The organism is Pseudooceanicola profundus (assembly GCF_054919315.1).
Genome location: NZ_CM142898.1, coordinates 3,739,632 through 3,753,026, shown reverse-complemented (window position 1 = coordinate 3,753,026; position 13,395 = coordinate 3,739,632). Strand labels below are relative to the sequence as shown.

General features: G+C 65.5%; 11 protein-coding genes. 3 read left to right on the top strand and 8 right to left on the bottom strand.

What is annotated here, in order from left to right; all coding sequences use genetic code 11:
* Positions 1 to 49: 49 nt before the first annotated feature.
* The 7 genes from ACX9MO_RS17185 to ACX9MO_RS17155 form a co-directional block, all read right to left on the bottom strand.
* Positions 50 to 1,072 (bottom strand): ABC transporter ATP-binding protein, encoded by a 1,023-nt coding sequence (locus ACX9MO_RS17185; RefSeq protein ID WP_462212721.1) that lies wholly within the window; start codon positions 1,070 to 1,072, stop codon positions 50 to 52.
* On the bottom strand, positions 1,069 to 2,079 hold the full coding sequence (locus ACX9MO_RS17180) for an ABC transporter ATP-binding protein (protein WP_462212720.1): 1,011 nt from the start codon (positions 2,077 to 2,079) through the stop codon (positions 1,069 to 1,071). Before ACX9MO_RS17180 ends, ACX9MO_RS17185 begins: the two co-directional genes overlap by 4 nt.
* Positions 2,070 to 3,251, bottom strand: coding sequence for an ABC transporter permease (locus tag ACX9MO_RS17175; RefSeq protein ID WP_462212719.1), 1,182 nt, complete (start codon positions 3,249 to 3,251; stop codon positions 2,070 to 2,072). The genes ACX9MO_RS17180 and ACX9MO_RS17175 overlap by 10 nt, the downstream gene beginning before the upstream one ends.
* A gap of 441 nt (positions 3,252 to 3,692) precedes the next feature.
* The gene (locus ACX9MO_RS17170; protein WP_222489807.1) at positions 3,693 to 4,703 is read right to left on the bottom strand and encodes an ABC transporter permease; all 1,011 of its coding nucleotides are present in this window, start codon (positions 4,701 to 4,703) and stop codon (positions 3,693 to 3,695) included.
* A gap of 95 nt (positions 4,704 to 4,798) precedes the next feature.
* Positions 4,799 to 6,850 carry an ABC transporter substrate-binding protein gene (locus tag ACX9MO_RS17165; RefSeq protein ID WP_462212718.1) on the bottom strand — a complete coding sequence of 684 codons (2,052 nt, stop codon included), beginning with the start codon at positions 6,848 to 6,850 and terminating at the stop codon, positions 4,799 to 4,801.
* 287 nt (positions 6,851 to 7,137) lie between these two features.
* Complete coding sequence (locus ACX9MO_RS17160; RefSeq protein ID WP_462212717.1) at positions 7,138 to 8,337, bottom strand: acyltransferase family protein; 1,200 nt, start codon at positions 8,335 to 8,337, stop codon at positions 7,138 to 7,140.
* 2 nt (positions 8,338 to 8,339) lie between these two features.
* Positions 8,340 to 9,218, bottom strand: coding sequence for a glycosyltransferase family 2 protein (locus tag ACX9MO_RS17155; protein WP_462212716.1), 879 nt, complete (start codon positions 9,216 to 9,218; stop codon positions 8,340 to 8,342).
* A 137-nt stretch (positions 9,219 to 9,355) separates the two neighbouring features.
* Here ACX9MO_RS17155 and ACX9MO_RS17150 point away from each other — a divergent pair, with 137 nt between their 5' ends.
* Complete coding sequence (locus tag ACX9MO_RS17150; RefSeq protein ID WP_222489804.1) at positions 9,356 to 9,496, top strand: hypothetical protein; 141 nt, start codon at positions 9,356 to 9,358, stop codon at positions 9,494 to 9,496.
* Between the two features lie 340 nt (positions 9,497 to 9,836).
* Here ACX9MO_RS17150 and ACX9MO_RS17145 read toward each other — a convergent pair whose 3' ends face one another.
* Positions 9,837 to 10,541 (bottom strand): sugar transferase, encoded by a 705-nt coding sequence (locus tag ACX9MO_RS17145; RefSeq protein ID WP_462212715.1) that lies wholly within the window; start codon positions 10,539 to 10,541, stop codon positions 9,837 to 9,839.
* A 414-nt stretch (positions 10,542 to 10,955) separates the two neighbouring features.
* Between ACX9MO_RS17145 and ACX9MO_RS17140 the strand changes: the two genes are divergently transcribed.
* Both ACX9MO_RS17140 and ACX9MO_RS17135 read left to right on the top strand, forming a co-directional pair.
* Complete coding sequence (locus ACX9MO_RS17140) at positions 10,956 to 12,383, top strand: oligosaccharide flippase family protein (RefSeq protein ID WP_462212714.1); 1,428 nt, start codon at positions 10,956 to 10,958, stop codon at positions 12,381 to 12,383.
* Complete coding sequence (locus ACX9MO_RS17135; protein ID WP_462212713.1) at positions 12,380 to 13,168, top strand: methyltransferase, TIGR04325 family; 789 nt, start codon at positions 12,380 to 12,382, stop codon at positions 13,166 to 13,168. Before ACX9MO_RS17140 ends, ACX9MO_RS17135 begins: the two co-directional genes overlap by 4 nt.
* The last annotated feature ends 227 nt before the right edge of the window (positions 13,169 to 13,395 follow it).

The following is a 13,395-nucleotide window of genomic DNA, read 5'->3' as shown; positions in this document are numbered from 1 at the left end:
CCGCCATCTTTCTGTCAGCCGTCTCTGTTGCGGCCGTCTCTTCCGGCGCTCAGGCCGATTGCAGCGCCCCGTTCGCGGAGAAATCGAACTCCTCCGCGAAGTGGCAGGCCACCTTATGACCGGGGGCCATCTCGCGCAACTGGGGCCGCTCGGCGGTGCAGGCGTCGCGGGCAAAGCGGCAGCGGGTGTGGAACTTGCACCCCTTGGGCGGGTTCGCGGGCGACGGGATCTCGCCGGTCAGCTTCTCGGCCTCCCGGGTGTCGTCCGGATCGAGTGATGGGATCGCCGAGAGCAGCGCCGAGGTATAGGGATGCCGCGGCCGGGTGAAGAGCGAGCGCGTGGGCGCCGTCTCCACGAGGTTCCCGAGGTACATCACCGCCACGTGGTCGCAGGTATGAGCCACCACCGACAGGTCGTGGCTGATGAAGAGGAAGGAAATCCCCATGTCGCGCTGGATCGTCTTGAGCAGGTTCAGCACGTCCGCCTGAATGGAGACGTCGAGCGCCGCGACGCTTTCATCCGCCACGATGAACTTCGGCCCCGAGACGAGCGCACGGGCGATGGAAATCCGCTGCCGCTGACCGCCCGAGAAGGCATGCGGGAAGCGGCGCAGGTGTTCGAGGTTAAGCCGGCATTTCGCGGCGATCTCGCGCACGCGGGCGTCGGTCTCGGCCCGGGTCCTGGTCAGGCCCATGACCTCCAGCGGCTCGGCGATGATGTCGCGCACGGTCATGCGCGGGGACAGCGCGGCGTAGGGGTCCTGGAAGATCAGCTGCGCCCGCTTGCGGTAGTCCTTGAGCTCCAACCCCTTGATAGTGCGCAGGTCGTGGCTGACGTCCTCGTCGCGATAAAAAACCTCGCCCTCCGAGATCGGGGCCGCCTTCAGCAGCGCCCGCCCCAAAGTCGTCTTGCCCGAGCCGCTTTCGCCCACGAGCCCGAAGAAACTGCCCTTCTCGATGTTGAGCGAGATGTTGTCGACCGCCGCGAGCGTGGCGCGCGGCCCGAGGAACCCCTTGCCGAGCGGATAGCGGACCGAGAGGTTCTTGGCCTCGATGACGGGATCTGTGCTCATGCGGCGCCCTCCTTCTGGCGGATGTCGAGCGCGAAGTGACAGGCCACGGACTGCCCGCCCGGCAGCCCTTCGGCCAGCGGCACCGAGACGTCACAGAGCCCGGGCCGCGCCATCGAACAGCGGGTGTGGAAGACGCAGCCCGCCGGCCGGTTCAGTGGCGAGGGGATGTCCCCCGGCACCGGCGTCAGCGGCGCGTCGAGGTCCGACAGCTTGGGCAGCGCGTCGATCAGGCCGCGGGTATAGGGATGCCCCGGCGTGCGGATCACCTGCCGTACGGTGCCGGTCTCCACCAGCTTGCCGAGGTACATCACCGCCACCCGGTCCGCCGTCTGGGCGATCACGCCGAGGTCGTGGGTGATGAAGAGGATGCCCATGCCGAATTCCCGCACGAGGTCCTTCATCAGGTCGATGACCTGCGCCTGAATGGTCACGTCGAGCGCGGTGGTCGGCTCATCCGCGATCAGCAGCTTGGGCGAGGTCGAAAGCGCCATGGCGATCATCGCCCGCTGCCGCATCCCGCCCGAGAACTCGAAGGCGTATTGTTCGAACCGGCGCGCGGGATCGGGGATGCCGACCCGGTCCAGCATGTCGATGGCGTGTTTCCTGGCCTGCGCCTTGGTCATGTCGGTGTGGATCAGCAGCTGTTCGACCATCTGCTGGCCCACGGTGATCGCGGGCGCGAAGGAGGCCATCGGCTCCTGGAAGATCATCGAGACGGCGCCGCCCCGGATCGGCTCCATGTCGCGCTCGCGCTTGAGCGAGAGCACATCGACCGGTGCCTCACCGGGCACGCCAAGCGTGATCTGGCTGCTCTCGTCATAGCGCGTGTTGCCGCCGTTGAGGCGCATCAGCGCCTTGGCGGTTACTGATTTGCCGGAGCCGCTCTCGCCCACCAGCCCGAGGATTTCCCCCGGCGCGATGTCGAAAGAGACATCGTCCACCGCGGTGATCAGGCCCTCGTCCGTGGCGAAGCGGATGGTCAGGTCCTTGACGGAGATCAGGCCCATTTCTTCGTCCCTCCGTAGGGATCGGCGGCATCCCTCAGCCCGTCACCCACGTAGACGAAGGCCATCACGAGGGCGATGAAGAAGAGCACGGGGATGAAGTACCATTGATAGTTCAGCAGGACATCGGCGGAGGTCGTGTTCTGCAACATGACGCCGAGCGAATTGACCGGGTCCTTCAGCCCCAGCCCGATGAAGCTGAGCGCCGTTTCGGACAGCACGATATAGGGGAAGGAAATCACCAGATCGACGATGATGTAGCTGGTGAAGGACGGCAGCAGGTGCTTGCGGATGATATGGCCCGCGGGCGCGCCGCAGAGCTGCGCTGCCAGCACGTATTCCTGGTTCCGCTCCACCAGCAGGTGCGTGCGCACCCGGCGGGCCAGTGTCGGCCAGTTGATGAAGCCGATGATGATCGAGATGAAGAAGAACCGGGTTTCCGACGACCATTCCTGCGGGATGAAGGCCGCGATGGCCATGAAGAGCGGGATGATCGGCACCGTTCGGATGGCGTCGGTCACCATCTGAATGATCCCGTCTGTCACCCCGCCGAAATAGCCGGATATCCCCCCGATGATCAGCGCCAGGACGAAGCTGATCAGCACCCCCAGCGTCCCGACCGCCAGCGAGGTGTAGATCGCGTGCAGCGTGCGCGAGAAGATGTCCTTGCCGGTGTCATCGGTGCCGAAGAGGTGGATGAAGCCCTTGTCCACGCCGAAGAGGTGGCGGTTGAAGGTCAGGGGACCGAGGTCGTACTCCCAGCCCTTCACGAAGAGCTGCACATAGCGCCGGTCGGTCGGATCGACCTTGGTCACCCAGCGGAAGTTGGTCGCCAGCGACCGCTCGCGGGTCACGCCGTAGATGAAGGGCCGCATGGAACAGCCCTGGTCATCGCAGAACTTGGGGATCTGGGGTGCGCCGTTGGTATAGTCCTTGTCACGCCCGGCCACCGTCGGGTTGTAGGGCGACAGGAAGGGCGCAAAGAGCCCCATCAGCACCAGCACGATGAGGATCGTGGCAGCAACCATGGCGGTGCGGTTCTTCTTGAAGCGGGCCCAGATGAGCTGTCGCTGGGAAGCGGTGAAATAGGCCTCGCGGGCGCGGCGGGCGACGGCGTCCTCGGTCTCGACGATCTCGACGTTCGGGCCTGTGGTGGCGGGGATTTTCTCGCTCATGTCGGGGCTCCCTTGGTCGTGTCGCAGGCCTTGTCCGGCGGGGTGCTACGCGGCAGCGGCAGGTAGAGGGCTTCGGCGCGGGTCATCATCGTGTGCATCACGCGGCCCTCCCGATCCGGGGCGCGCGGCCATGGGTGGCGGTACTGGCGCGCAAACCGATGGTGCCCACACGTCGCGACTTCGCACGCCTTACCTTCTGGGGGCCATACGTGTGGCTCTCCAGCGCAGGGCCAAGGCCCTGCGCCGCGCCCGACCCTCCCCCCAGGGAGGGCGCTCTGCGCCCCCCCTCGGGTCGGGCGCGCGGCGGCAGATGGAGGGCGATGCTTGTTGAACGTGACGCATCACAGTGCGGACCGGTCGTGTGACGCGTTTCACAACGGTCTTCGGCTCGCGCGCGAGGTGGCAGACAGACGGTAATTTCGCGGGATTTCAGGCGCATCCTCATCCTCCCATCACCGATTTCCGGACCCGCGGGTCGATCAGCGCAAGCGCGATGTCGGTCACGAAGTTCAGCCCCACGATGGTCGCCGTCAGCAGGAAGATGATCGCCCCCGCCAACTGCTGGTCATTGGACCGCGCCAAGCTTTCCAGCAGGAGCGAACCCGCCTCGGTCAGGGTCAGGATCATCGCCACGATGGGCAGTTCGTTGAAGATCCGGTTCAGGTCGAAACCGAGCGAGTTCACGATCGGCCCGAGCGCATGGCGCGCCGGATAGCGCCAGAGCAGCCGCCGGCCATAGAGCCCGCGGGCGCGCGCCGCGGTGACATAGAGCTTGTCGTTCTCGTCCAGCATCAGCGCGCGCACGGTCTGGAGTGCGAAAGCGGTGGCCGACCAGCCGAGGATGAAGACCGGCAACCAGGCGCGGCTCAGGAAATCGCCCAGCTTGGCCAGGCTCCAGGGCGCATCCCGGTAGGCATTGGAGAAGAGGCCGGTCATGGAATCCCCGAACATCACGGTCGAGAAGAGCATGATCATCAGCGCCAGAAGGAAGTTCGGCATGGCGAGGCCGAGGTAACTGACGAAGCGCAACGAGCCGTTCAGCACCGCTGAGGTCGAGGAGGCGGACAATATCCCCACCGGTATCGCGATCAGGTAGGCCAGGATCAGCGAGGCAAAGCAGATCGCTGCCGAGATCAGGAACTTGTCGCCCAGGAGGTCATTGATGTTGAGCCGCAGGATACAGCTGTCGCCGAACTCGCCCTTCACGAAGACATTGCCGACCCAGCTGCCCCAGCGGATCAGGAACGGCCGGTCGAGGCCGAGACGACGTTCCTCCGCCTCGATATCGGCGATGGAGATGCCCGACCCCTGGGTGTTCTTGAAGGCGAGGTAGCGTTCGGCGCATGTCCCCGGCACAAGCTCCATGAGCGAGAAGACGATGAGCGAGACAAGCAGCAGCGTGAACAGCGCCATGGCGGCGCGCACGGCGGCGAAACGGGCGAATTGCAGCATGGGCTCCGATCCGGCTGGGGGCGGCACATGTGCCGTCACGTGGCGGAGGCCCCGGGCGGTGATGCCGCCCGGGGTCGGGTCTTACGAGATCCGGATCACTCGTCCAGCCACCACTGGGCGGCGAGATAGGGATAGGTCCGGTAGTATTCGTAGGACTGGGTCTTGAACTCGGCCATGTTCTTCAGGGCGTTACGCGAATAGATCACGTTGGGCGCCTGAACCGTGCCGATGAAGAGCAGGTTCTCGGTCATGGTCTTGGCCATCTTGGCGCCGATCTCCGCCTGCTCTTCCGAGCCCGGGGTCGCGCCCTGGAAGGCGTTCACGTCGTCCATCAGCTCCTTCACGAAGGCCGGCGGCTCGACACCGCTGGCCCCGCCGCTTTCGACCCATTCGGCCCACAGCATGCCCGTGCGGTGCGCGAAGTAGTTTTCGAAGGGCGGCACCCAGAGCTCGTTGTTGCCCAGAACGATCGCGACCGGCTGGCCCTTCTCCCACATGCCCACGTCGAGCTGGTTGGAGGATTGCGCCGAGCGGTATTCGTCCGGGGTGACTTCCTTGACCGCGGTCTGCACGCCCACATCGGCCCAGTACTGGGCGACCAGTTCGACAACCTCGCCGCCGATGCCCTGGGTGGCAAACTGCATGTTCAGCACGATCTTCTCGCCGTTGGGCAGCTCGCGGTAGCCGTCGCCGTCGGTGTCGACCATTCCGATGCCGTCCAGCATCGTCTTGGCGCTCTCGGGGTCATATTCGGCATACATCGAGGTCAGCTCGGGATCGACGAAGCTGGGCGTGGGCGAGAAGCCGATGAACTGCTTGGGTTCGCCCTGACCGAAGAAGGAGGTCTCGTTCAGCTCGTCGCGGTTGATGGCGATCGACATCGCCTTGCGGAACTCGAGATTGCCGAAGACCTCGCGCTTGCCCTCGTCGGCCGAGGTCACGTTGAACGAGAAGGTCGGCATCGCGATGGTCGGCTTCAGCTGGATCGCGTAATCGCCTTTCTCCTGGCTTTCCAGAAGGATAGGCGCCGCAGCTAGCGTAAGTGATTGAGATTTGTAATCCACTTCGCCGTTGACCAGCTTCAGGATCCGCACCTCGTTGTCGTTGGCGTAAAGCTCATCCTGACGCGAGATGTAGGGCAGCTGCTGGCCGGTGGTGTCGACCATGAAGAAGTAGGGGTTGGCCACCAGCTTGCGGCCCTCGGTGGTCTCGGAGACGTAGATGTGGCTCTCCAGCGTCGGATAGGTGTCCTTGGCCAGTTTGCCCACCTTGTCAGGGCTGTTCAGCATCGGCGTCGGCGTGTCGGTCCAGTCCGAGTTGCCGAAATAGGCCGAGATCACTGCCAGCCCGGTCTCGTAGCCCGCTTCCTGCGCCAGGGCATCCGCATCGGGGTTGATATCGGGGTGGTACTGGCCAAGGAAATGCTTGGGCAGGAAGGCCTGCGCGAAGGTGGTGGCGAAGTGTGCCAGCAGGCCCGGCTTGGGCGACGGCAGGTTGAAGATGACGGTTTCATCGTCGGGCGTGTCGACGGTCATCGGCTCGCCGGCCACGAGGACGTAGTCCTTGGGCTTCTCGATCACCTTCGGATCGAGCGAGATGTTGTCATACCAGAACTTCACGTCGGCCGAGGTGAAGGGCGCGCCGTCCGACCACTTGTGGCCCTTGCGCAGGTGGAAGGTCAGCTGGGTGAAATCCTCGTTCCATTCCCAGGACTTGGCCACGCTCGGCACGATGGTCTGCAGGTCGTCCGCATAGCGCACGAGGTTCACGTGACGCACCGACAGGAAGTCGGAGGTGCCCGCCTCGGTCGCGTTGGAGAGCGCACGCAGCGTCCCGCCGTAGCTGCCGACGGAGGCATAGGGGATCACGACCAGCGGCTCTTCCGGCAGGCGCTCGGCCAGCGGGGGCAGCTCGGGGTTGCCGCGGATCGCGGCGTTCAGCTCTGCCATCTCGGGGTTTTCCGAGTAGGACATCTCGCAGCTGGCAGCGGCGGTGAAATCCGCCAGTTCCATCTGCTGGCTGAAATCGCCGGGCGTCACGCCCATCATGTCAGCCTGGGTGACCGCGGGACATTCGGCGACTGCCGTGCCCGCCATCAGCGAACCGGCCGCTGCCGTCAGCAGCAAAGCCCTCATGCGCGTCTTCATTGGGGTCATTCCTCCATTCCGTGGGATCATGGCCGGGTTTGCCCCGGTCCTTGTTGTCACTTTCGTGACACAGGGTGATCTGTGTACACCTCGCGAGGATGTTGCGAGGGCCCGCGCCCATGCGTCAAGCATCACGCGAACGAGAGCGGTGGAATGAAGTTGGTACGCGAACGATTTGGGCAGCAGGCCAGTTGACCCTGCGGCAGGCCCGGAGGGGCAGCACGCCCTGTCTGCCCCGGGCGTTGGTCGTTGCCTTGGTCAGTGCCTTGGTGCCGGTCTGCCCGGCCTCAGCGCCGGGGCAGAAGCACCGCCCGCAGGCGCGCCTGCAGCCAGGGTTCCGGCCCCCGGGTGATCACGTAGGCCAGCGTCAGCGTCGCCAGCAGCGTCACCGTCATCAGCAGCGCCGCGTTGCCCACGTAGGGCTCCAGGAACGGCACGAGATACATGCCAAGCGTGAAGTGGCACAGGTAGATCGGGTAGGACATCAGACCCAGCGTCGGCGAATGGCTGGCAAGCGGCAGCGCGCCGATCTTCTGGTTCGCGGTGAGCGAGACATGCAGCGCCACCATCATCAGAAGGAAGATCGCCAGCGGGTAGAGAGAGGCCGCCCCCATGTCGGCCTTGGAATAGATCTCGCCGATGCCAAAGATCATCGCGATGCGGAAGGTCGTGTTCCTTAGCGGCGTCGGCCCCATCCGGTGGATCGCCGAGAGCGCCATGCCGGCGGCGAAGAAGACCCCGTGATGCAGCAGCACGACCTTGAAGCCGAACCAGCTGAGCCGCGCGTGCAGCGCCGGCGCCTCGATCGCGCTGAGGACATAGAGCGTGAGGAAACCGGCACTCGCCACTGCGAGCACAAAGGCGCCCCAGTCCAGCAGCACGGGGCGTGGGATCCGCAGGCGCCCGGCCAGCCAGACCCCGGTGCCGATCACCACGTAGAAGACCGCCTCGACCACGAGGGTCCAGACCACGCCGTCGATGTAAGGCCCTTTCGGGGAAAGGAAAAACGCCCGCATCCAGTCCGCCACCCGGTCGCCCACCGGCTCGCCCCAGGCCAGCCGGATCAGCAGCGCCAGCGTGGTGCAGACCCAGAGCGTCGGCAGGATGCGCACCGCCCGCTTGCCGGCAAAGCGCGAGACGCTGCCCTGCCGCAGGCTGGCGGAAATGACGAAGCCCGAGATGACGAAGAAGACCTGCACCCCGACCCATCCGGCCCATGTGATCTGCGACAGCGCGGGAAAGGCGCGTTCGCTCACCGGCGGGTCGAAGATCGGGGTCGCCGCGCCGTAGGTGCCCAGATGGTAGAGCACGACCATCATCGCCGCGGCGAAGCGCATCAGGTCCATGCCGTAGATATGCCCCTGCACCCTGCTCTCCGACGGCTGTCCCGACACGTCCCCGCCTGCGGCCGCCTCGGCGGGCGGACGGGCCTTGGCCCCGAGGGCGGGCGCGGCCGGAAGCGTCGGGATATCTCGGTGCAGGGTCATGGTCACATCTCCATCACGCGCATTGGATCAACCCGACCGCGGGCAACATCGGCGAGGGCCAGCAGGTTGCCCTTCAGCCGCCCCCAGCGATCGATCCAGGGTTCGGGACAGGGGGTGCGCAGAATGTTCTTGCCGATATTGCCCAGCATCAGGCGATAGGCGCGGCGCGGGGCCAGCGTGCCCTTGCGGATCATGTAGACCGGGTTGACGATCTGGGAGTAGCCGAGCTTGACCCCCGGCGTCCGCCCCGTCTTCGTGCCGAGGTGCACGCCCCGCGTGGCCCCCGCCTTGACGATCCGCCCGTGCGCCGCCAACCGGCGCGAGAAGTCCACGTCCTCCAGCCAGCCATAGAGCGGCAGGTCCTCGTCGAAGCGCAGCCCCGAGGCAAGCGCCGGACCGACCCGGAAGGCCATGTTGCAGCCATAGCCGTTGTAGACCTCGGCCAGGTCGCCGGTGGCTGGGGTCCTGAGCCCCTCCTCCAGCCGCGTCCGGCCCATGGCGTGATCGAAACCGGCCCCGCCGATGCCATCGGCCAGAACGGTGCCGGTCAGCATGACCACGTCCGGATAAGCGGCAAAGACCTCCTCGCAGCGCGTCAGGTAATCGGGCGCCATCAGGAAATCGTCGTCGATCATCATGACCACGTCCTCGGGGCCGCAGGCCTCGATCATGCGATTGCGCTGCTTGGTCAGCCCCTTGGGCCCCTCGAGCACGTCCACCGGGAACGGCAGGTCCTCGAGTGCCCCGGGCTCAAGGTCGCCAGGGCCGCCGACGCTCAACAGCAGGCCATCGGGCTGCCGATCCTGCTGGATCAGGGCCCGGACCGTCTCGGTCAGGATGGGGGCCCGGCCCGTTGTGGCAATTCCGACAAGCAATCTCATTTTGAACACATTCCGGTCAACGTTACGCTCCGATTCGTCTGTTCTAAGGAGGCTAGCAGCGAAGCACCCCTGCTTCCGCCCCCGCGTTCCTCAGTTGCCCCCAGCACCGGAACACAGAGACCGAAGGACAGACCACGATGGCTTATATTGCTGATCTCCCCTACAAAGCCTCCTCCAAGGAAAGCGCTGACGCCTTTGCTGGCCGCATGATGCGCCTTGGCGTTGTCGCAGGCTGCGCGGTCTTCTGGGGCGGCATCGCAATGGCCGTCTTCGGCTGAGACAGCAGGCCGGGGTCCCCGCGGGGACATCCACCGGCAGGCCCCGCAAGTCCGGGGCAAGAGACTGACAGCGCCCCGAGGGGCGTTATGTCGATCTGTCCGCGGGCGAATGGCCCAAGGCGCAAGGCGCCGCGTGACAGGATAGGGACCGTTGCGGTTGTCCCGACAGTGGCGAGAGCGCCAGACCTTCCCCACATGACAGCAGGACCGGCCAAAAGGCGTGCCGAGGCCGATGGGATGGTGCGTCCCTGCCCCGGCTGGATCCTGAAGATCCCTCAGTCAGTTCAGTGAGTTACATCGCATCCGGAGGACCCGGGTGAGAGCCTGTCGCTATGCGGGATCAGCGCGCGCCGACCATGAAGAGGACGATCTTGACCGTCTTCGCCATGATCCGCAGGTCCCCGAAGAAGCTGTGGGTCTCGACATAGTCGACATCCAGGGCAACCCGCTCGGCGTAGGTCGTGTTCGACCGGCCGGACACCTGCCAGGCGCCGGTCAGACCGGGACGCACGGACTTGTAGGCCTCGAAGTCATCGCCGTAGAAGCGCGCCTCTTCCGCCACCACCGGCCGCGGGCCGACAATCGACATGTCGCCACGCAACACGTTGATAAGCTGGGGAAGTTCATCGAGAGAGCTTTTCCGCAGGAAGTTGCCGAGGACATGCAGGCGCGGGTCTTTCGTCAGCTTGCGCTGCGTGAGCCACTCGTTCCGGATCACTTCGTCTTCTTCCAGAAGCTTGGCAAGCCGGGCGTCCGCATCCCGCACCATGGTGCGGAACTTGAGGCATTTGAACGGCGTGCCGTTCAGCCCCACGCGTTCATGGGCAAACAGGATCGGGCGGCCATCCGCAATCCAGATCACGAGAGCCGTGCCCAAGAGAAACGGTGCAAAAAACAGCAAGGCCGCTGCGGAAAGAACAATATCGGTCAGGCGCTTAGGGTCGAGTTTCCTCGCCCGCGCCAGTCCGTTCTGCGTTGCAAGACGGAGACGGCCGATGGCGCGCTCCTGCTTGAACGAGTTGAGGTGAAAATCATCAACAGACATAGCAGCTGGCCGCCGGGGCGACCCCTTCCTCTCAAATGTGCCCCCACACACCGAACTGGATAACGACGGGTTAACCTGTTGGGAGGATTTGCGCGACTGTTTCGAGATGGACAATCTGTTCCCGTCACAAAAACAATCGGTTTCAGTCACTCCGAGAACACATTCTCGCCACGATCCAGAAACCAATACATAAAGAAAACAAGATGCGACCCGCAACAACTCTTTCGGATAGCGCTCCTATCCGGGCGAAGGCGTTGACACCTCGCGCGTTCGGGCGCTACTCCGGGTGCACCTACAGGCCTTTCCCTTACAAAACAAGGACTCCGGCGTTCACGCCCGGGTGAGAAACGCAACGTGACACGCGCCGAAAAAACGACCTCGGGCCAACGGAAGGGCCTCATCGGGTCCGGGGCGATGACAGCGCTGGAGCGCGTCATCTCGCAGGGTTGCCAACTGGCGATCTTCATCATTGCCGCCCGGATCCTGTCCCCGGCCGAGTTCGGCGCCTTCGCCCTCGTGTCCGCGGTTGCCATAATTCTGCTCCGCGTGGCGGAGGTCGGATGGGCGCCTTACATCATGTCGTGGTCCGGTGATTCCCGGGTCCCGCGGCAGGTGCTGGCGCTTGCGATGATCGCGGGCCTCGCCGTCGGCGCCGTCGGCGTGGCGACCGGATATGCCCTGCCCGTCTTCGGTCTGGGGGCCGACACCGGCCATCTCTTCTCGCTGTTCTCGGTCTGGGTCTTCCTCGCCACGATCTCCTCCGCCCAGAAGGGCGTGATGATCTGGGGCAACCGGCTCAAGGCCTCCGCCATCTGCGAGATCACCGGAGAACTGGCCGGCCTGGCGGTCGCGGTCACGGCGCTGCTGAACGGTGCCGGCCTCTTCTCGCTGGCCTACGGGCGGCTCGCCTACCAGACCACCCACCTCGGGCTCAGCTTCGTCTTCACGCGCATGGCCCCGGCCCTCGGGATGCCGAAGGCGGAGCGGCGCGATCTCTGGGCCTTCTCGGCGCGGATGTTCACCAGTCGGCTGATCATCAACGTCCGCCTCTACGTGGCAACCTTCATCATCGGCGGTTTCCTCGGCCCGGCGGCCGTGGGCTACTACCGCGCGGCGGAACGCCTCGTCGGATCGGTCGGAGAGATCGTCTCGGTCCCGACGCAGGTGCTGGCGTGGAACCTGTTCCGGCACGCGCGGGATGAACACGACGGCTCCACCGCCGGCTTCCAGTCCGCCGCCAATGGCTTCTTCAAGATCCTCTCTGCCATCGCCCTGCCGATCTTCATGTGGGTCGCGGTCATGTCCGGGGACATCGTCCATGGCCTTCTGGGCGAGGAATGGCTGCCCGCGCTGCATGTGGTCGCGATCCTTGCCGCCGCGCGGGCCATCGCGCTCGTCGGCGTGGTGACCGAGCCGGTGCTGACCATCGCGGGCGAAGTGGGCCGCCTGCCCTGGCTCACCGCGCGGCTGATGATCGTCACCGTCGTGCTGACGCTCGGCGCCGCCATGACCGGCGGGTTGCTCGCGGTGGCCTGGATGCAGGTGGCGATCGCCGTGATCACCCTCGCCATCACCCTGCCGATGCTGCGCCGATATGCCGGGATCGACGGGCTGGAGGTGGCGGCCAACTGCAAGCGCCTGCTGTTGCCGCTGGCCGCCGCCGCCGCGATCCTGATCTGGGAGCGCGAGGCCGACCTTCTGCCGCAGATCAATCCGCTGCTCCATGCCTTCGTCATGGCCCTGCCCTCGCTCGTGGTCTACGTTGCCCTGACCTTGTTGGTGGAACCCGCGCTGCGTGCCCCGATCCTGGCACGTCTGCGCCGCAGGAAAGGCGCGGCATGAGTATTTTGGGAAAGATGAAGCGCGGGGCTGCGCGCGCCACCGAGCCGATGACCGCCGCCCTTGCGCGGGCCTCTGTCCACGGGCCGCGCCCGCCGCGCTTTGCCGGCGCCTTCCCCAGTATCGAGGCGGCACTTGCCTCGCTGCCGAAGGCCTCGCTGGCCGGATACGATCATGACGAGGTGGCCGAGGTCTCCTTCGAGGCGATGACCAGGGCGGAGCTCTGGGATTACCCCGTGTTCCACTGGATCGGGAAGCTGCTGCCCGAGGGCGGCGCGGTGGTGGATTTCGGCGGCCACATGGGGACCAAGCACATCGCCTTCGGGCCCTATCTCGACATGGCCCGCTATGACTGGACGGTCTGCGACCTGCCCGCGATCATCCGGGCCGCCCGCGCGGCGCAGACCGCGGGGCGGCTGCCGGGGCCGATCCGCTTCGAGGAGGACCTCGCCGCCTGCCCCGCGCCCGATCTCTTCCTTGCCTCCGGCGTGATGCAATATTTCCCCGGCGGGCTCGGCGCCGTTCTGGCGCCGCTGGCTGCGCCGCCGGACCGGGTGATCCTGAACAAGGTCGCCCTGCGCGACGGGCCGCAGGTGGTCACGCTGGAGAAGATCGGCGCGTCCCGGGTGCCCTACCAGATCCGCTCCGAGGCGGCCTTCGTTGCCGAGATCGAAACGCTGGGCTACCGCATTGCCGACCGGTGGGAGATCGAACCCCTCGCGCACCGCATCCCCACCCATCCGCGACTCGGCGCCAGCCGCAGTACCGGCTTCGTTCTGACACGCTGAGGCCGTTTTCCCGGCGAAACGCCGCCGATTGTCACGGCGGAAATCAACACTCCCACGACCGGGGCCGAATTGTGCACCACGGGTGCAACTGAGGCGAGAATGTGGCGTTTTCGCGCCGGCGTGCCGCAATTGGCGCAAACAATTTGTTGATTGTCGCGAAATTCCCCCGATTCCACATACTTATGCCGTGATCCCAAGGAATGATCAGCACCTGTAACTATCTGTTT